15 protein-coding genes are annotated in these 17,776 nt (G+C 63.0%); 5 read left to right on the plus strand and 10 right to left on the minus strand.

Features of this window, described 5'->3' with window-relative positions:
- Positions 1 to 89: 89 nt before the first annotated feature.
- The 8 genes from ACERJA_RS17325 to ACERJA_RS17360 form a co-directional block, all read right to left on the minus strand.
- Positions 90 to 740 (minus strand): cohesin domain-containing protein, encoded by a 651-nt coding sequence (locus ACERJA_RS17325; RefSeq protein ID WP_373609490.1) that lies wholly within the window; start codon positions 738 to 740, stop codon positions 90 to 92.
- The gene (locus ACERJA_RS17330) at positions 737 to 1,987 is read right to left on the minus strand and encodes a hypothetical protein (protein ID WP_373609491.1); all 1,251 of its coding nucleotides are present in this window, start codon (positions 1,985 to 1,987) and stop codon (positions 737 to 739) included. The genes ACERJA_RS17325 and ACERJA_RS17330 overlap by 4 nt, the downstream gene beginning before the upstream one ends.
- Before the next feature lie 23 nt (positions 1,988 to 2,010).
- Positions 2,011 to 3,270 (minus strand): Tat pathway signal protein, encoded by a 1,260-nt coding sequence (locus tag ACERJA_RS17335; protein WP_373609492.1) that lies wholly within the window; start codon positions 3,268 to 3,270, stop codon positions 2,011 to 2,013.
- Positions 3,271 to 3,564: 294 nt separating this feature from the next.
- Positions 3,565 to 4,509 (minus strand): 1,4-dihydroxy-2-naphthoyl-CoA synthase, encoded by a 945-nt coding sequence (locus tag ACERJA_RS17340; protein ID WP_373609493.1) that lies wholly within the window; start codon positions 4,507 to 4,509, stop codon positions 3,565 to 3,567.
- 50 nt (positions 4,510 to 4,559) lie between these two features.
- Complete coding sequence (locus ACERJA_RS17345) at positions 4,560 to 8,054, minus strand: PAS domain S-box protein (protein ID WP_373609494.1); 3,495 nt, start codon at positions 8,052 to 8,054, stop codon at positions 4,560 to 4,562.
- 307 nt (positions 8,055 to 8,361) lie between these two features.
- Entirely contained in the window at positions 8,362 to 10,164 is a 1,803-nt protein-coding gene (gene menD / locus ACERJA_RS17350; protein ID WP_373609495.1) for a 2-succinyl-5-enolpyruvyl-6-hydroxy-3-cyclohexene-1-carboxylic-acid synthase, read from the minus strand.
- 4 nt (positions 10,165 to 10,168) lie between these two features.
- Positions 10,169 to 11,518 (minus strand): isochorismate synthase MenF, encoded by a 1,350-nt coding sequence (locus ACERJA_RS17355; RefSeq protein WP_373609496.1) that lies wholly within the window; start codon positions 11,516 to 11,518, stop codon positions 10,169 to 10,171.
- Positions 11,519 to 11,577: 59 nt separating this feature from the next.
- Positions 11,578 to 12,225, minus strand: coding sequence for a sulfite oxidase-like oxidoreductase (locus ACERJA_RS17360; RefSeq protein ID WP_373609497.1), 648 nt, complete (start codon positions 12,223 to 12,225; stop codon positions 11,578 to 11,580).
- A 234-nt stretch (positions 12,226 to 12,459) separates the two neighbouring features.
- On the opposite strand from ACERJA_RS17360, the gene ACERJA_RS17365 reads away from it, so the two are divergent.
- The gene (locus ACERJA_RS17365) at positions 12,460 to 12,759 is read left to right on the plus strand and encodes a hypothetical protein (RefSeq protein ID WP_373609498.1); all 300 of its coding nucleotides are present in this window, start codon (positions 12,460 to 12,462) and stop codon (positions 12,757 to 12,759) included.
- 214 nt (positions 12,760 to 12,973) lie between these two features.
- Positions 12,974 to 13,195 (plus strand): ribbon-helix-helix domain-containing protein, encoded by a 222-nt coding sequence (locus ACERJA_RS17370; RefSeq protein WP_006067573.1) that lies wholly within the window; start codon positions 12,974 to 12,976, stop codon positions 13,193 to 13,195.
- 27 nt (positions 13,196 to 13,222) lie between these two features.
- On the opposite strand, the gene ACERJA_RS17375 is transcribed toward ACERJA_RS17370, so the two are convergent.
- Positions 13,223 to 13,411: a hypothetical protein gene (locus ACERJA_RS17375; RefSeq protein ID WP_373609499.1), complete on the minus strand. Its 189-nt coding sequence runs from the start codon at positions 13,409 to 13,411 to the stop codon at positions 13,223 to 13,225.
- 124 nt (positions 13,412 to 13,535) lie between these two features.
- On the opposite strand from ACERJA_RS17375, the gene hisF reads away from it, so the two are divergent.
- Together hisF and ACERJA_RS17385 are read left to right on the plus strand one after the other, a co-directional pair.
- The gene (hisF, locus tag ACERJA_RS17380) at positions 13,536 to 14,351 is read left to right on the plus strand and encodes an imidazole glycerol phosphate synthase subunit HisF (protein WP_373609500.1); all 816 of its coding nucleotides are present in this window, start codon (positions 13,536 to 13,538) and stop codon (positions 14,349 to 14,351) included.
- Between the two features lie 94 nt (positions 14,352 to 14,445).
- Positions 14,446 to 15,276 (plus strand): hypothetical protein, encoded by an 831-nt coding sequence (locus tag ACERJA_RS17385; protein ID WP_373609501.1) that lies wholly within the window; start codon positions 14,446 to 14,448, stop codon positions 15,274 to 15,276.
- Between the two features lie 122 nt (positions 15,277 to 15,398).
- On the opposite strand, the gene ACERJA_RS17390 is transcribed toward ACERJA_RS17385, so the two are convergent.
- A complete protein-coding gene (locus tag ACERJA_RS17390) occupies positions 15,399 to 15,683 on the minus strand; it encodes a DNA-directed RNA polymerase subunit L (protein ID WP_373609502.1) in 285 nt (94 codons plus the stop codon).
- Between the two features lie 115 nt (positions 15,684 to 15,798).
- On the opposite strand from ACERJA_RS17390, the gene ACERJA_RS17395 reads away from it, so the two are divergent.
- Complete coding sequence (locus tag ACERJA_RS17395) at positions 15,799 to 17,625, plus strand: rhomboid family intramembrane serine protease (protein ID WP_373609503.1); 1,827 nt, start codon at positions 15,799 to 15,801, stop codon at positions 17,623 to 17,625.
- Positions 17,626 to 17,776: the final 151 nt, after the last annotated feature.

The following is a 17,776-nucleotide window of genomic DNA, read 5'->3' on the forward strand; positions in this document are numbered from 1 at the left end:
GTCTCCGACACGCGGACGTGTCAACGTTGGCATTGCGGTTGGCTGACTCGTTGCCAGCGACCCGGGCGTAGACCACTGCTGGTGCGTGGTCAGTCCAACCGACGGACAGCGAACACCAACACTGCACCGATCGCGATCAGTGCCCACGGGGCCACGAAGCCGGGCACTGGATCGTCGCCACCACTGGTTTCAGTGATGGAGATCGTCGCCTCTCGGTCGACGACTGCCTGCGGATAGTCGCTGATGAGCACCGCCGAGGCGTCCGTGATCTCGAGCGTTTCGTTCGTTGACGGGGCGTCTTCGTCGACCTCGAGGGTGATCGTCGCTGCCGTCTCGGTCGCTCTCGCACCGTCGCCTGAAGGCGTTCGCTCCTGGTCGATGGTAACCGTTCCAGCCTCGTCGTCGATCTCGACTGTGCCATCGACCTCGGCAGCCGAGTCGCCCGCGGCCAGCATCGGCCCGTGCTCGACGTCGGCCACGCTGAAGACGTCGGGATCGTATGCGACCGTCGCAGACAGCCTGTCGATGCCGTCACCGACGTAATCGCCATGGGTGCTCGCGATCAGCTCGATCGTGACGGTTTCGCCGGCGTCAGCCTCGGTCTCGCTCGGTTCGAAGTAGAAGATCGTCGCGTTATCGCCGGCACCAACGGTCATGGGAACGACCGCGCCGACCGTAAGCGTACAGACACACAGGGCGACGAGGACAATCGAGCGTCGGGCAGACATCGACCCGGTCATGATTCCGGGACGATGAACTCGAGCGGCGGCATCTCGAGAAACGCCGTCTCGTACCCCTGATGGCGGGCGACCTGTGGTGGCGACTCGAACGTGACCGTGACCGCGTCGCCCGGCTGGAGCGGCGCAAGCGACACGCCGTAATGGAGGTCGTACTCGCTGTCGAGCGTTTGCTCCAGCACCGTTCCATCCGCGTCGCCGACCGGTTCGCCGTCGCGTTCGACCGTCACGTGCATCGCCATATCCGCGAGCGGCACACGGTTGTACGGCGTCCGTGGCGAGACGAGCAGATACTGGTCGTCGCCGTCGGCGAGCCGAGAGCCGGACTCGAGCAACGTTGCGAAAATCGCGGCATCGCCGCTTCGAGGCAGGTCGGTGTCGACCTCGTCGGCTGGCTCGAGTCGGGTGCCGGGGTACGCGTCGGCTGGTGGCAGCGCGGAGTACGGGACGTGACCGTGGTCGTGATGGCCGTTATCATCGTTGTGGTGGCCGTCGTGGTCGCCGTGGCCGTGATCCATCGGCTCGAGCGCGCCGCGTTCGCCCCACTCCGATTCGTCGAAGTACTCGACGCCACCGACGACCTGCTCGCGGAACGCCTGGTCGTACTCGAACTCGAAGGTTACCGTCTCGCTGTCAGTAAATCGGCCCTCGAGGTCACCGGTCGTGCGCGTCGGGATCGGTGGGAGTTCGACCTCGACGGTGTAGGTGCCGTCGTCCTCGAGGGGGACGTTGTCGCCGAAATGAAAACCCATCTCCTGGGAGATCATGGGCCACGGCGAGTGTGGCGAGCCGACCCGATCGCCGTCCTGAGAGACGGTGATCGTGGCGCTGGTGTCGACCGGGAGGACGATTCCCGTCTCGTCGTCCCAGAGCGTGAACATCATGTGCACGCCACGCCCTTGTTCGGGATCGACGCGTTCGACGTCATCCTCGCCGGCACCACCGGTAACGAGCCAGAACGGATGCGGATACGACAGCATCGGCGCGAGCGTATACTCACCGGCCGTAATCGGCTCGAGCATCCGCATCGACTCGCGGTGGGTCGGACGGTAGACCGCTGCTGGCGGGTCTTCGATCACCGGAAATCGCGGCATGGCGTCGTCATCGGTCGCTGGGTCGTCCGTCTCCTCGTCTGCATCAGGATCGTCGCCGTCGGTTTCCAGACAGCCCGCCAGCGCGAGGATGCCGGTTGCTGCGCCTGTCCGCTGAACGAACGTCCGTCGATCGAGATCGTGGTCGTGGTCGTGCATGTGTCGTGGTGTGGTTGGAGGTCCTACTGTGGGTCGGCTCGCGGCAGTGCCCGAAGCGGGCGTGGTGGGAGCAGGGAGTTTCCACGTCGGTTGACGAAGAGGTAGCTGAGAATGCCGTTGTTCGCGTGCATTACATCCAGATCGGCACCCGTCATCGCCTCGCGTACGCGGACAAAATCGTCAATCCCGTGCTGGAGTGCAAGGAAGTGAAACCCCGGACTGTCTCCATCGACGGTGTTGAAATCCCGTCGCAACAGCGGTGGCTCGCCGTCGACTCTGGCTCGAGCGGCCTTCTGGGCGTGACCAACGACGCCGCGACGAGCATCTGCCTCGGTGGCGTCGATCCGCTCGTCGGTCAGGCCGTTCGTCGTCGTCAGCTTCTCGCCGACATCGCCAACCAGATCTTCGTCGGCGTGTTCCGGACTGAACAGCTTCCGAACGCGCATGGAGTGGCTGTCCTGCTCGAACCACGTCCGAAGCTGGAGATCCATCGACTCGATGTGTTGTGTCGTCGCGCCAGCAAACGGGCCGTCTTCGATCGTGACCCGGTCTTCAGTCGCCTGGTTGCGCTCGAATCCCGAGCGAAAGCCCATGAAAAACGGCGCGTCTTCTGGCACCGAGTCGGGAACACCCGAGACGTCGGTGTGTTCGGCAGGCAAGCCAGCGCCGACGAAGCCGGTCCGACGCTGGTCCTCGAGGCGTTCGAAGACGCCGTTCAGATCCGTTTCAACCTCGATCCCGTTGAGCTCGTCGTGGTCGCCGAACAGCCCTTCCTCAGCCTCGAGAACGACCTGTGAGTGGTCGCTCGCGAGGTGGACCACGGCGTCGAACTTGTCGACCGCTGGGTCCTCGCCAGCGACCAGCGCCGTCGGCTCTGGCAGGTCGACCGACTCGGGGAGTGCGTCGTCGAACCGGTCGAAGTACGCCGGCGTGTAGCCGATGGTGAACAACAGCCCATCGTTGCTCCACTCGTAGGCGCGCTCGAGCGTTTTCAGCGCGTCCTCGAGTTGGGCACGGCTTTCGTCGGTCGGCTCGTCGACCAACGACAGCGCCAGCAGGACGTGATGTTCCGGTGGCTCGACGTTGCCGTCGTCGTCCCGAGAAAGGGTATCGTTCCAGGCGTGTTGCCGGTCCGGGAGCGAGTCTGGATCGTCCGTTCCAGTGGGGACATCGACCGCGTCGCTCTCGGAGACACAGGCGGAGAGCGCAGTCGCGCCGCCGACAGCAACCAGCGTCCGGAGGTAGTCCCGACGGGGCAGCTCGGACCGATCGGGGAGTGTCACTACTGGCGGTTCCGGGCTGGAAGGCCCAAAGCGTTGTCCTTCCTGTCGAATCTACCGAAGCCAGTGACGGCGTTATGATCGAGAACAAGCCCCTTAATCAGGGCATTCTCGTTCCAGAAACGGCACTGCCGGTCGGACTCGAGACGACAGTCGGTCTCAGATAGCAGCAATATTCGCTTAGGCAGGGGCAGTCTCTGGATCGTGTCGCAGCCTCACAGTCGGGCTGGGTCCAGTTACTGCGGCGACTGCAAGCCGTCTTGTGGGTGAGTCGTCACGGTTGGACGGACGGTCGTATCAGTAGTGCCACGGGTAGTCGTCGAACTCGGGCTCCCGGCCCTCGACGAACGCATCCCGGCCTTCCTCGGCCTCGTCGGTCATATACCCCAGTCGGGTCGCCTCGCCGGCGAACACCTGCTGGCCAACCATTCCGTCGTCAGTCATGTTGAAGGCGTATTTGAGCATCCGCATCGCCGTCGGGCTCTTGGCGTTGATCCGTTTGCCCCACTCGAGAGCCGTCTCCTCTAACTCCTCGTGGGGAACAACCTCGTTGACCATCCCCATCTCGGCGGCCTCCTCGGCCGAGTATGTCTTCCCGAGGAAAAACACTTCTCGAGCCTTTTTCTGGCCGATCTGTTTGGCGAGGTAGGCCGAGCCGAAGCCGGCGTCGTAGCTCGCCACGTCGGGGTCGGTCTGGAGGAACTTCGCGTGCTCCTCGCTCGCCAGCGTGAGATCACAGACGACGTGCAGCGAGTGGCCACCGCCGACGGCCCACCCAGGCACGACGCAGACGACGACTTTCGGAATGTGACGAATCAGGCGCTGGACCTCGAGGATATGCAGTCGGCCCTGCTCGGAGGCACGCGCTCGCGGGCCCTGCCCGCTCGCGTCTTCCGAGGCGCAACGCGCCTCGCTCTCCTCGTCCCCGTCGTACTGATAGCCGTCCTCGCCCCGGACGGTCTGGTCGCCGCCGGAACAGAACGCCCAGCCGCCGTCTTTCGAGGAGGGACCGTTGCCGGTCAGCAGGATACAGCCCACGTCGGTCTGACGCTTGGCGTGATCGAGGGCGTCATAGAGTTCATCGACCGTTCCGGGCCGGAAGGCGTTGCGAACGTCGGGGCGGTCGAACGCGATCCGGACCGTTCCGGAGTCGACCGCACGGTGATAGGTGATGTCGTTGAACTCGTCGTTCAGGTTCGCGACCGGTTCCCACTGCGACGCATCGAAGCATTCCGAAACCATTGGTCGCAGTTGGTCCGCAGCGGATGAAATAGGTTCGTGTCGGCACCACCTCAGCGCGCAATCGGCAACCGAACGGTGAACACGCTGCCCGTGACCCCCTCGCCGTCGTCCTGTGTCCGCTCATCTGTGGCCCATCGCTCCGTTCTGTCCGTGACCCAGACGTCCCCGCCGTACCGATCGACGAGCGTTTTGACCAGATACAGCCCCAGCCCGGTTCCCTGACTCTCGAGGCCCTTCTCACCCTCCTCGAAGATCGTCTCCTTGCGTTCGTCGGGGATACCCGGCCCATTGTCCGCGATCCGGACCTCGACCTCGTCGCCTTCGACACTCGCAGACACCGTTATCACTGGAATCTCCGCATCGTTGTGTTCGATCGCGTTCGTCAAGAGATTCCGAAACACGGACTCGAGCATGTCGTCGGCGACGACCTCGAGGCGGGGAATCGCGCCCTTGGTCGTCACGACCGCGTTCTCGTAGGTTGACCGGACCTCATCAAGTTCGCGCTCGAGCGTGTACCGGAGCCGGACCTGTGTCGGTTCGGCATCGGCCTGTAACATCACCTCGGAGACGTCGCGGGCCGTTTCAGTGATCGCGACGGCATCACGTGCGCTCGCCACCACCTGCTCGACGTGCTCGCGGCTCGCCTCGTCGACTACTGCTTCGAGCATCTCCGCGTAGGCCAACACCAACTGGAGGTCGTTGCGGATGTCGTGACGGACGACCTGGTTGAGCACCTCGAGGTTGTCTCGCTGCGTTTCGAGCTGGCGTTCGTACTCCTTGAGTTCGGTCACGTCACGGGCATACCCCAGCACAGCCGCGTCGCCGGTCCCGGCGACCTCATAGGGGATCTTGGTCGTCTGGAGGATCCGTGTCTCGCCGTCGGCAGTGGTCAGCTCTTCTTCGGGAACGTACATCGGCTCGCCGGAGTCGATGACCGCGATGTCGTCTTGGTGGAACTGGCGGGCCTGTTCGATGTCGGGAAGTAGTTCGACATCTGTCTTCCCCGCGACGGCCGAGCGGGGACGGTCGTAGTAGTCGGCGGTCGTCTCGTTTGCGAGGATGTACTCTCCCTCATAATTTTTGACGAACAGCATGTCCGGCACGAGATCGATGATCTGCTGGAGTTCGTCACGCGCCTGCTCGAGCGCTTCTTCGTACTCCTTACGGTCGGTAATATCCTGGATCGTCCCGCGGATACGGACGGTTTCGCCAGCGTCACGCTGTGGATCGCCGCGGACGTGAACCCATCGAGCCTCGCTCTCGTCGGCAAGCCGAAGCTCGAGGTCGTAGGGCTCACCGGTGTCGACGGCCCGTTCGAACGCCTCTCGAATGATCGGCCGATCGTCCGGATGGAAGTGTTCGATGCCCTCGCCTGGCTCTGGCTCGTACTCCGTTGGCAGCCCGAAGATCCGACAGACCTGTTCGGTCCACCACCCTTGTTCAGCCTGTAAATCGGTCTCCCAGGCACCGATCGCTGCGATCTCCTGTGCCCGCTCGAACAGATCGCTCTGTCGTCTGCGCTCGCGCTCGCGCTCCTTGCGCGCCGTGATGTCACGGGAGAGTGCCAGAATCCGGTCGGTCTCGTGGAGCGTGATTTTGCTGATCCAGACCTCGACTGGGTACGTCGAGCCGTCTTTTCGACGGTGTCTTCCCTGGATTGTCGCCGTCTTCCCGACGTCCATAGTCGTCCACAGCTCACGGAGTTCCTCGAGGTCATCCCCAACCTCGAAGTCAGCGACTGACAGCGAGAGTAACTCCTCCCGGCTGTAGCCGAGGTCCGTGGTCGCTCGGTCATTGACGTCGACGATGGTTCCGTCCGTATCGTGGACGAATATCGCGTCCGGAGAGCGGTCAAACAGGACGCGCAACCGTTCTCGGCTGCGCTCGAGTCCCCGTTGGCGCTCCCGTCGCTCGGTGATATCGCGGACGACGCTGACAACACGTCCGTCCTCGAGGTGGGCAAGCGAGAGCTCTTTCGGGAAGGTCGATCCATCTGCGCGGACGCCGATTGCTTCGTCGCGCCACGCCCCGTCTTCGGCAAGCGTCGGGAAGACGTCGTCTTCGAACCGCTCGATCTCGCCGTCCGAGAGCAGCGTTCGCCAGTCGGTACCGATGAACGCCTCGCGATCGGCGTAGCCGTAGATCTCGGCGTAGGCTTCGTTGACGTAGATACAGTTCCCGTCGTCGTCGAGGATCGCCATGCCGTCCATCGACGCCTCCATCGCGGCTGCCTGCCCGAGTACACTCTGGGCTTGCTCCTGGTCGGTCATGTCGACAAAGAGCGCGTGTGTCCCGATCGTCTCGCCGGACGGGTCGCGCCGTGGCGTCGACTGGAGTTGCGTCGACAGCCGTTCTCCATCACGGGTGATGAGAATTCGTGTTTCAGTCGTAGACTCGCCTGCCCGCGCCCGCTCGTGGCCGCCGTTTGCGAGCGTCGCTGCCGACGAATCGGCGTACACGTCAGCGAGTGGCTGCCCGCAGAGCTCCTCGCGTGCATAGCCGAGTTTCCGTGCGAACCGTCGGTTGCAGTCGTCGATAACTGGCTCACCGTGTTCGGTCTCGGTGCGCGTCAGGGCCACCATCACCGGCGCTTCCTCGAACAGCTCCTGGTACTGCGCCTCGTACTGGTTTTGCAACTGAACGCGGTGGTAGGCGTGGGCAATCGTCTCTCCCAGCTCCGCCACCATCGCTTGCTCGTCCGCCTCGAACACGCCTGTCCGGTCCGCATAGACGTTCAAGACACCGTAGAGCCTGTTTTCGTGGACGAGTGGCACGGCAGCACTGGCCCGATAGCCACGTTCGAGGGCGTCCTCGCGCCACGGTTCGTACGCCGGATCCGCTTCGAGATCCTGCACAACCTGCAAGGAGCGAGTTTGAACCGCCAGCCCCGTTGGTCCCTGCCCAGTGGCTGTGTCGTCTGCCGTGATATCGATCCCGGAGAGATACTCCGGCTCGAGCCCTGCAGAGGCACGCGGAACGATCCGTTCATCGGTCTCCCGATACTCGCCGATCCAGGCGAACACGTACGGCTCGTCGTCGACAAACGTCTCGCAGACGGCAGCGCCGATCTCCTCGTGAGACGTTGCACGGACGAGTTTGGATTGGACACTCCGAACGAGCGCTGCGACACGCTCGTAGTTCGGTGCTTGTCGCGTGGCCGAGCGCTGCTCGATCGCGTCGATGAGCGTCCGGGCCAGCTGGTCGCTCTCGTCCGTCTCGTCGTCGAACGACAGATACTCCGTGACGTCGGCTGCAATTGCGGCGCTCGCCACTGCCTCCGAACCGTGTCCAGTGTAGAGCAAAAACGGACACGTTGGCTCGATCTCACGCACGCTCGTCAGTAGGTCGATCCCGTCCGTTCCGTGCAGCCGGTAGGCTGCTGCGACCCAGTCGATCGCCTCATTTTGCAGCAACTCGAGCGCGTCAGCGGTGTCTGTTGTCGAGCGGACCGCTATCCGGTCGTCCATGGACTTGAGACGTGTGGCCGTTCGTTCTAGCCGTCCGACGTCGTCGTCAACATGGAGAACCCGAATTGCAGCAGCCATTGTGGAATATACGGGCCGTTGATAATTGAATCCAGTGTTTCAGTCAGCAGGTCACGAACAGCATCAGTAATCGCTGTTTGATATCGCGGCTATCCATTTATGTGTCCGCCAATCACCGCCGATGATAGTCGCTCGTATGCTCTCTCAGGCGCTCGGCCACAACGAATAGCGCAGTCCAGCAAGCAGTTTGCCGTCGATCGCTGTGGCGATTACACTGATAACAGGACGGACGACAACGTCCTCGAGCGTCGACCGGATCACAACGGCACCTCTAGGTTGTGCAGTTTCCGATACCGCACTCGGATCGCTACGCACGCTCGTCACGGATCGACTCGCAAACTCGCTCTCTGAGCGTCTCCCGTCGCTGATGGTTCAGCTCCGAATCGAAGTCGACAGCGAGCACCTGCGTGCCCGCGCGCTCGAGCGAGCGACGATACGCCGTCGCGAAGTCGGCAGGGTCGACGCGCTCGAACTCGAGGCCATACAGATCGCCAAGCGCCTCGAACTCGAGGCCATGAGGTGTTTTGAACTGCTCAGTAAACGGCGGCTCGAAGTCTTCGATCGGGAGTTTATGGAAAATACCGCCACCGTCGTTGTCGAGCAAGACGATCGTGGCGTCGACATCACAGCGATCGACTGCGAGCAGCCCGTTCGAGTCGTGATAGAAGGCCAGGTCGCCGGTGACGAGCACAAGCGGCTCGTCAGTCGCACTGCCGGCGCCCAGTGCCGTACTCGTGATGCCGTCGATGCCGCTTGCACCACGGTTCCCGAGCACCGTGAGATCGGCCGGCCGTGGCCGACTGAACCGATCCGCATCCCGGATCGGCATACTGTTCGAGACGAAGACGGTCGCTGAATCGGGCGCGTCTTCGAACACGGTGGCGAGTACTGCGCCCTCGAACGGGTCGGCTTCGAGCGTCTCCGGCGCGAGGGCATCGTCACGAACGCCCCAGTGGCACTGTTCGGCGGTGTCGAATCCGGCCAGCCACTCGTTTTCGTCGTCGGCGGTGCTATCGGTCGAGCTGTCGACCGCCTCGAGCAACGCTTCGAACGCAGGTCCGGGAGCAGCCGCGAGCAGTTCCGTCGCAGTGAACGTCGCCTCGCGCCACGCGCCAGCGGGATCGAGCAGGAACTGGCGGGCGTCGCTGTCACGTAATGCGTGGCGCAGCGGCTTCGAGGTCGGCGAGGCACCGAATCGGACGACGACGTCCGGTTCCGGCAGCTCGCTGATGTAGCCGTCGTAGCCGCCGTAGACGCGGCGGTGGTCGGCGTCGGTCTCCACATGGGTTCCGAATCGGAGATTCGACAGCGGGTCCGCGAGGATCGGGGCCCCGATCCAGTCGGCAACAGCCACGACATGGTCGGGCTCGAGTCCGACGAGCGCTGCTGGGTCAGCCGGCCCTGCCACGATCAGCGGGCGCTTGGCGTCCTCGAGCGCCCGGACGAGCGGCCGCATTTGGTTGGCCTCGAGCGTCATCGATCCAGTCTCGGTCTCGATGAACGGCCCGTCTCGTCCCGCGCCAGCAAGCGTCTCCGCAAACGCCTCGGGGACCGCATCCGGCACCTCGAGTGGCTCGAGTGGCTTTCTGAAGGGGCAGTTCAGGTGAACGGGCCCTGGATCCGGCCCACCTGTTTCGGCGAGCGCTCGCCCAGCGGTCGTCCGAAGACTTCGAACCTTGCGCTCGTCGGCTTCGGGGTCGGGGAGTTCCGCATACCAGCGGACCGCGTCGCCGTAGAGTTTGACCTGATCGACCGTCTGGTTCGCGCCGCTGTCACGGAGTTCGGCGGGTCGGTCGGCTGTCAACACGAGCAGCGGCACGCGGGCCTGGTCGGCTTCCATCACGGCGGGATGAAAGTTTGCCGCCGCCGTCCCCGAGGTACAGACCAGCGCCGTCGGCTCGCCCGTCCGTCGAGTGCGACCGAGCGCAAAAAAGGCCGCTGAGCGCTCGTCGAGATGCGAGTAGACGTCGATCTCGGGGTGGGCAGCGAAGGCGACTGTCAGCGGTGTCGAGCGACTGCCGGGGGCGATACAGACGGCCTCGAGACCGCTTGTTACGAGTTCGTCGACGAGAACACGGCCCCACAGCGTCGCACGATTTGGTGCACTCATCGGATCACCGGAGTTCGTCGAGGATCGGGCGGAACTTGAGCTGTACCTCGTCCCACTCGTCGTCCGGGTCGCTGTCGGCGACGATGCCGCTGCCGGCAAAGAGCGTCACCGTGTCGTCGCTTGCGACCCCGGATCGGAGGCCGACCGCGAACTCGCCGTCACCGGCGGCGTCGAACCAGCCGACGGGCGCAGCGTACCAGCCGCGATCGAACGTCTCCGTGTCGCGGATGGTTTCCCAGGCTGCCACCGGTGGGACGCCACCGACAGCGGGTGTCGGATGCAACGCTTCGACGATCTCGAGGACGTGACGCTCGCCCTCGAGCGTCGCTGTGATTGGGGTCTGCAAGTGCTGAATCGTCGCGAGCCGCCTGATCGTCCGCTCGTCGACGGTGAGTTCGGATGCGAGTGGCTCGAGTTGGTTTCGAATCGCCTCGACGACGAGTTCGTGTTCGCGCTGGACTTTCTCGCTGTCGAGCATGTCCGCTGCGTGGGCGTCGTCCTCCTCTGGCGTCTCACCTCGTGGCACCGAGCCGGCAAGCGCCTCCGTCTCGACTCGGTTGTCGCGTTTCGAGACGAGGCGTTCGGGTGGCGCACCGAAGAACGTCCCGCCAGTATCGTTGGCGATCAGGAACCGGTAGCAGTTCGGATACTGCCGGCGCAGTCGCTCGAGCGTGCCGGGGACGTGAACGGAGTTCTCGAGCGTGACCGAAAGTGACTGGGCGAGGACGACCTTCGTGATCGTTCCCTGCTCGATCTGCTCGAGGGCGGCCTCGACCTGATCGGTCCAGTCTGTAGGCGAGGTCGTTCGCTGTGTCGAGGTGACGCCGGGCCCGGTTCCGCTTGGTTGCATCGCCGGGAGCGCTGCCAGCCGGTCATGCCAGCGCTCGAGGTGTTCGATTGCTTCCTCGGGGTGTGTCCCAACAGCCGTCAACCAGGTTCCGTCCTCGCTTCGGATGACGAGGATCTGTGGAACGACGAACGAAGCGGCGTCGAACCCGGTCCAGGGCGGGCCTGGCTCGTGTTCATCGTGGAACGAAAAGCCGCCGAACGCTCGTGGCCGAGCGACGTGGGGGCCATCGTGGTCCAGCGCGTCGAACGCCCGACTGGCCTGTTCTCGAATCCGGTCGAAACGGTCCGGTCCGCGTGCAGACATTCGGACGGCGACGCCTCGGCCGACGACCTCGAGGCCGCCAGGCGTGGCCCACAGGATTCGTGACTCCTGTTCGGCGTCAACGATCGCCCCAAACGAAACGTCCTCGAGTTCGCGACTGCGACTAACGAGGTCGGTCGGTTCGTCGACTGGCAGCGACTCAGTATCAGCCGTCAGTCGACGTCCACCCGACGATTGATCCATCAACCGCATCTCAGGACCGCCGCGTCTTCAGCCTAACTATTCCGGGAACGAATCGTGCACTAGCTGTACCGTTCTTCCTGCCAAGGGTCGGCCGTCTGTGAGTAGCCACGGCGCTCCCAGTAGCCGCGCTCGGGCGCTGTGAGGAACTCGACACCGTCGACCCACTTCGCCCCCTTGTAGGCGTATCGGTGGGGTGTGACGACCCGCAGCGGCCCGCCGTGGTCTGCCGGAAGCGAGTCACCATCGTGGCCCCACGCGAACAACACCCCCTCTCGAAGACAGGCCTCGAGCGGCAGATCGGTCGTGTAGCCGTCGAGCGCCGAAAACATGACGTGGACGGCCTGTCCAGACGGCGTCGGGTTGCCCGACGAGCGTCGCTCGTCAGTGTCGTCGATGACGCCGGCTCGCTTGGCGAGTTCCGAGAACGGAACGCCTGTAAACGTACAGTCGAACTTGCTCCAGCCGGTGACACAGTGAAAGTCCTGTTGGTGAGTCTCGCTTGGAAGCTGTTGAAACTCGTCCCACGAAAACGTGAGTTCGTCTTCGACGGCGCCGGTGACGGTAAACGTCCACGTCTCGGGGTCCCAATCAGGTGTGGGACCTTTTGACAGAACCGGAAACGCCGACGTTTCGCGCTGGCCCGGTGGCAGCCGTTCATCGCCGAACTCCTCGTAGAGATCCGTGACATCCGTGACGTCCTTGCTCATATGCGTCCGTTCGTGTCGACGATTGTAGCTGTGACGCCTCCAGTCGTGGAGTTTGGCCCAAGATGGAAGCGCATACTCGCCTCGAGTGAGACGAACAGCGGATATAAGTTCGTATTTCGGGGACGGCACGACGATCGAAACGGGTCGAAAGCGTCCGGCGGACGACACCATTCGAGCCCTTTCCTGCGAAACCCTCGCCATGCCTTAGTACGGTCTCGGCGATTTGGTTCGTGTATGGCGAGTAGACAGCAGATGACCGAACGAGAAGTCTCTGGACAGGCAGCAGAAGAAGTCGGCGAGCAAGCCATGGGCCCGGCAGCCCTCGCGTCAGCCGCATCGGTTGGACTGTCGTTGTACTACTTTTTCATCCGCGGGGACCGCCAACTCGGCGCGTTCGTCGGCCTCTGGCCACCGACCATCCTCGCGTTTGCGAGTTATTTCAACCAGCGGAAGATGCGCCAGCAACTCGACTCAATCACCCAGCCGGGAACGACGCTGCGAAACGCACTCGACTCGATGATGGGGAACAAGTAAGACGGTCACAACAGTCACGACGCCCGTCTCAATTGCCATCCTGAACCTACCCTCACAACCGATTTCGACTGGGTTTTTGCCGCTGGTTACCGCGAGCGACGGGCAGTGATAGCCACGCGACGCGGGTCCACACTGTTTCACGGTCGAGTGAGTTGCACACGCAGTGTGGAGTCCCCGTCAAACCTAAATACCCCCTCGCCGAAAGCCGAATCAGATGCCGAAAGTAGAGATCACCATACCGGAGCACCTCGAGATGCAGATCGCCCAGATGGTCGAACGCGGCGAGTTCGTCAACCGAGAAGAGGCAATCGAGGATCTCCTGTCAACGGGCATTAAGGCCTACAAGACCAGCGGACCGATGGACGAAGAAGAGGGCGCAGGAACTGGCCTCGAAGACGATGGCATGATGGGCCACGACGACGAGTACGTCTTCTAACACCGCGTCTTGCGTGACGATGCCGTTTTAGAGTGGAACTGTCAGCAGCGGGATCCCGAACGCGATCGCCACCCCGATCACCATGATGACGAAGCCGATGCCGACCGCGCTCGAGGAGTAGTCGCTCATCGGGGCTGTCGTTCGCTCGGCCTCGAGGTCGTGACCGACGTCGGCACCCGAGTCCGCATCCGCCGTCTGATCCGTGTTATCTACCATACGGGCGTGTTATCGACTCGCCACAATAAAGACATCCATCGCAATTAGCGGACACTACTGGGACGTAATTGCTCGAGACAGACCACTTTACTACCCGGGGTGCAAACCCTCGCGTAACAACCACATGACGCTGACCAAGCGAATCATCCCGTGTATCGACGTCGACCTAGACGAAGACGGGAACCCGGCAGTCTACACCGGCGTTCACTTCGAGGATCTCAAGTACACCGGCGATCCGGTCGAGATGGCCCGCGCGTACAACGAACTGGGTGCCGACGAGTTCGTCTTCCTCGATATCACCGCCTCGGCAGAGGGGCGTGAAACCATGCTCGACGTCGTCGAACAGGTCGCCGACGAGGTCTTTATTCCGCTGACCGTCGGCGGCGGCATCCGAACCACCGGCGACATCAAAGAGACCCTCCGCGCCGGCGCGGACAAGGTCTCGATCACGACGGGCGCACTCGAGCGCCCCGAACTGGTCAACGAGGGCGCGAAAGCGTTCGGCAGCCAATGTATCGTCATCAGCGTCGACGCCCGACGCCGCTACGACGAGCAGGGTGAGAACTACGTCGAGATCGATGGCGAATCCTGCTGGTTCGAGTGTACCAAAAAAGGCGGCCGCGAAGGGACCGGTATCGACGTCCTCGAGTGGGCCACAGAGGCCGAATCCCGCGGTGCGGGCGAGTTGTTCGTCAACTCGATCGACAAAGACGGCACGAAAGACGGCTACGACATCCCGCTGACGACGGCCGTCACCGAGACCGTCGACACCCCAGTCATCGCCTCGTCTGGCTGTGGCGGCCCAGAGGATATGTACGAGGTGTTCACCGAGGCCGACGCCGATGCCGGACTCGCCGCATCGATCTTCCACTTCGACGAACACTCGATCGAGGACGTCAAACAGTATCTCGACGAGCGAGACGTTCCCGTCCGGCTTTAGCCGGCACGCGGACACGACGAAACAGCGACGTTTTGGCCGTTTTCCGTCCCGATTTCCAACATGCTTATATCGACACAGTCGTGCTCTACTACCAGTGAAGTGGCGGTGTACGTGGTGTGGGAAACCACACGAAACGAACGATCCACCCTGTGACGACTGCGGACACAACACCTTCGAGAAGGCAGTCGTCCGCGAGGGAGACGACGAGCCAGCGGTGTCGCCGGCCGAAACGGTCGACACCGGCACGACGTACGTCTGGGCCTGTCCGAACTGTGACCGCGAGCACGTCAAGAACAACCCACCCTGCTCGCGCTGTGGCAATCCCGACCTCGAGAAGACCGAACAGACCTACGACGACGTGGCCCGTGACCTCGAGACGCCGAGCTGGCTCGAAGTAGCCAGACCCTACGCCCCAGTATTCGCCGTCTTCGCGGTGGTCGCTGCACTGTTTGCGACCGGTATCATCCCGCTATCGATCATTCCCGGCATCGGCGCGCCGTCGCCACCCGACGCACCCGGCGAGGGCACCAACGCAGCCGGGATCGACCTCGAGGTGACCGAGCGCGAGGTTCACGAGCGACTCGAGGCCGACCGCGCTGCAGACGAGTCACGAACGTACGACGACGGGCTCGGGGCGTATGCCGAATACATGAATCGCGCACTCGTGGCGATCGAATACGACGATGCAAACCCAGAACGAGTCGACGTGGGCGATTTCGGTGTCGACTGCCAGCGTGATCCGATCGTCGGGCAAGCGGAACCGACGCTCACGCTCTCCGACTACGATGATGAAGCCGCACTCGCTGATGCGGTCGCCGACGCCTTACAGTCGAGCAACAGCCTCGGTGGGGCAGACCGCACTGCTGAGGGAATCGACATCCACGTCGTCGACGAGTCGGTCTACGTGTTCTACGCGGCGTGCTAGTGGGCCGCTTTTCGACGGTCACAAAACTGGTCGCTGACGAGAGCCAACTGAACTCGACACTCGAGTCCGAGTCGAGAAACGAGAGAAAATCGGTCGGGTCTCGGTTCGAGTCTGTGTCGTGGTTATGCAGCTGCTTCGAACGCGTCCCGGAACGAGGTGGCCTTCTCGCGAACGTCGACTGCTGCATCCTCGAGTGCCTCGAGTGGGTCGACGCCGGCTTCGGTTTTGATCGTCAGGATCGGTTCCGTCTGGCCACCCGACTGTTCGGGATTGACGTCGTAGGTGGCGGCGCTGACATCGTCGTGCTCGAGCAGTGTGCCTTTGAGGACGTTCATGAAGGTGTGATCCTCGCCGGTGATTTCGATTGAGAGTTCGTTCTCGCTGCTCTCGGTGACCCGCAGTTCCATACTCCCTTTTCCGTCCGTCGGCCGCTTGTACCTTTCCTTTCAGTCGAGCGATGCGGTTGGCGAGTGAAAACAGAAGGATGTAAATCCATATACACTCGCGCTCGAACCACAGACTATGTTCTCGACTGCGGCCCTCCTGGGAGTGGTCCTCCCTCTTCTTACGGTGGCGACGATGCTCGTCTCCATCGTGGTCATCAGACGGCTTCACCAGCCCGATCGGCAGTGGGGCGCTGTCGCTCGCTCGCGACTCGTACTGGGTATCCCGTGGGGTTCGGTGCTCGTGATCGGCTTCGTCTGTGGAGTCTATCTGTTTGTCCAGGATGGGATCACGGCGTTCGACGATCCGGTGACGATCCCCTACCGTGCGTATTCGTACTTCTATCCGCTGGGAATGCTGACGGCGTCGCTTTCCCACGCCGGGCCAAGCCATCTCATTGGAAACCTCTCCGGTGCCATCGTTGTCGCCCCCATCGCGGAGTACGCCTGGGGTCACTACCCAAACGGACGAGACGAGCACACAACAGACTCGTGGTACACGAATCCATGGGTGCGAGCGCTGGTGATCTTCCCGCTTGCCGTCGTCGGGATTGCGATTCTGACGAGCCTGTTCGCACTCGGCCCCGTCATCGGCTTTTCTGGCGTCGTCTTTGCTTTCGCCGCGTTCGCGCTCGTCCACTACCCGATCGTCACTATCGTCGGCGTCCTCGGTGTTCAGGGCGTCCTCCTGACGCTGTATCGGGCACTACAGAATCCGATCGGCGTCTACGTCGCTGAGTCGAGCCCACCGTCGGCCCCATCGTGGGCCGGAATCGCTATCCAGGGCCACGCACTCGGCTTCTTTATCGGCCTCGTGCTCGGGATCGCCCTGCTGCGAAAGCGTGGGCTCCGACCCGATCCGTTCAGACTCTGGCTTGCGATCTTGCTGTACGGGTTCGCACAGGGGCTGTGGCAACTCTACTGGTTCGGCAGCGAGAACACGTACATCCTCTTTCAGGGCCCCGGCGTCCTCATCGTCACTACACTCGCACTCGTGGTGACACTCGCGATTGCGGCCCCCCAGAGCCTCATCGTTCCACAACGGCTCGAGCACATCCTCACTCGCGGGCGCCGGAGGCGTCCAGATTCACCCCTCGATCGATCGCTCGAGATCGCTCGCGGCGCCGGCGATCGGGCGACGGCCACGCCTCCGCGACTCGAGCGGATCAGCGAACTCGCCACAGGGGCACGATCGCGTGGATCGAGCTGGCTGTGGAACGTCGATCCACGACGGACTGCATCCGTGATCGTCCTCCTCGTGCTCGCGATCCTCGCCGGGATGGCGATCCCGCTCAACCTGTTCGTGCTCGACGATGCGACCGCCTCCTCAGACGCCGCCGTCGAAATCGAGGATTACACGATCCAGTACGCCGAGAGTGCTGAGAACGAGCTTACGGCACCGATTAGAGTGGGGCCACTCGAGGATGCCGTCTCGATCGAATCGAGCGGTGTGATCGTCGCCAGCGAACAGCGACAGCTCTGGTTGGAAGCCGTCCCAGCCCAGCGTCTCTCCTTTACCGGCAACGAGTCGGTCGTCGTCGGCGGCCCCGGCTGGCGCGAGACGGTCCACGTCGAGCGAACGGGCTGGGAGCCGGTCGGCAACGACACGGTGTATCAGGTCGAACTCTGGGCTGACGGCGACGAACCACAACTCGCCCACGAATCCAACAGCTCACGCGCCGACATCCGCATCGATAATCGGACCGTAACACTCACAGCCGAGAACAGTGCGTTCGGTCTCGAGGTCGAATCACTCGAGACTGAGACCGTCGAGACGACGGCGATCCCCGAGGACGGTTCGTCGGCGACAGCTGGTGGGCTCACGTTCGACCGCGACGACGAGACGATCTATGCGAGTTCGAACGGGACCCGGATCGCCGTTGCGAGCAAGGAAACGTACAACTGAGCCGTGGCTGCGGCCGTTCGCCCGGAATCCATCCGACTGGCTCTCCGGAGTCGGTGTGTGTTCGTGACGGCGGCGACAAACACATTTGAAGAACAGACAGTCGCTAGTACGTGTACGTTTCAGCGCTGTCGTCGTCGGTTATCGGTCCCAA

The sequence above is a fragment of the Natronorubrum sp. A-ect3 genome (genome assembly GCF_041821125.1).
GTDB lineage: Archaea > Halobacteriota > Halobacteria > Halobacteriales > Natrialbaceae > Natronorubrum > Natronorubrum bangense.

What these genes read in the sequence shown, in the direction of transcription:
- ACERJA_RS17325 (WP_373609490.1), bottom strand. Translation starts at nt 740, where the DNA reads ATGACCGGGTCGATGTCTGCCCGACGCTCGATTGTCCTCGTCGCCCTG.
- ACERJA_RS17360 (WP_373609497.1), bottom strand. Translation starts at nt 12,225, where the DNA reads ATGAGCAAGGACGTCACGGATGTCACGGATCTCTACGAGGAGTTCGGC.
- ACERJA_RS17355 (WP_373609496.1), bottom strand. Translation starts at nt 11,518, where the DNA reads ATGGATCAATCGTCGGGTGGACGTCGACTGACGGCTGATACTGAGTCG.
- ACERJA_RS17390 (WP_373609502.1), bottom strand. Translation starts at nt 15,683, where the DNA reads ATGGAACTGCGGGTCACCGAGAGCAGCGAGAACGAACTCTCAATCGAA.
- ACERJA_RS17375 (WP_373609499.1), bottom strand. Translation starts at nt 13,411, where the DNA reads ATGGTAGATAACACGGATCAGACGGCGGATGCGGACTCGGGTGCCGAC.
- ACERJA_RS17330 (WP_373609491.1), bottom strand. Translation starts at nt 1,987, where the DNA reads ATGCACGACCACGACCACGATCTCGATCGACGGACGTTCGTTCAGCGG.
- ACERJA_RS17365 (WP_373609498.1), top strand. Translation starts at nt 12,460, where the DNA reads ATGGCGAGTAGACAGCAGATGACCGAACGAGAAGTCTCTGGACAGGCA.
- ACERJA_RS17370 (WP_006067573.1), top strand. Translation starts at nt 12,974, where the DNA reads ATGCCGAAAGTAGAGATCACCATACCGGAGCACCTCGAGATGCAGATC.
- ACERJA_RS17345 (WP_373609494.1), bottom strand. Translation starts at nt 8,054, where the DNA reads ATGGCTGCTGCAATTCGGGTTCTCCATGTTGACGACGACGTCGGACGG.
- menD (WP_373609495.1), bottom strand. Translation starts at nt 10,164, where the DNA reads ATGAGTGCACCAAATCGTGCGACGCTGTGGGGCCGTGTTCTCGTCGAC.
- hisF (WP_373609500.1), top strand. Translation starts at nt 13,536, where the DNA reads ATGACGCTGACCAAGCGAATCATCCCGTGTATCGACGTCGACCTAGAC.
- ACERJA_RS17395 (WP_373609503.1), top strand. Translation starts at nt 15,799, where the DNA reads ATGTTCTCGACTGCGGCCCTCCTGGGAGTGGTCCTCCCTCTTCTTACG.
- ACERJA_RS17340 (WP_373609493.1), bottom strand. Translation starts at nt 4,509, where the DNA reads ATGGTTTCGGAATGCTTCGATGCGTCGCAGTGGGAACCGGTCGCGAAC.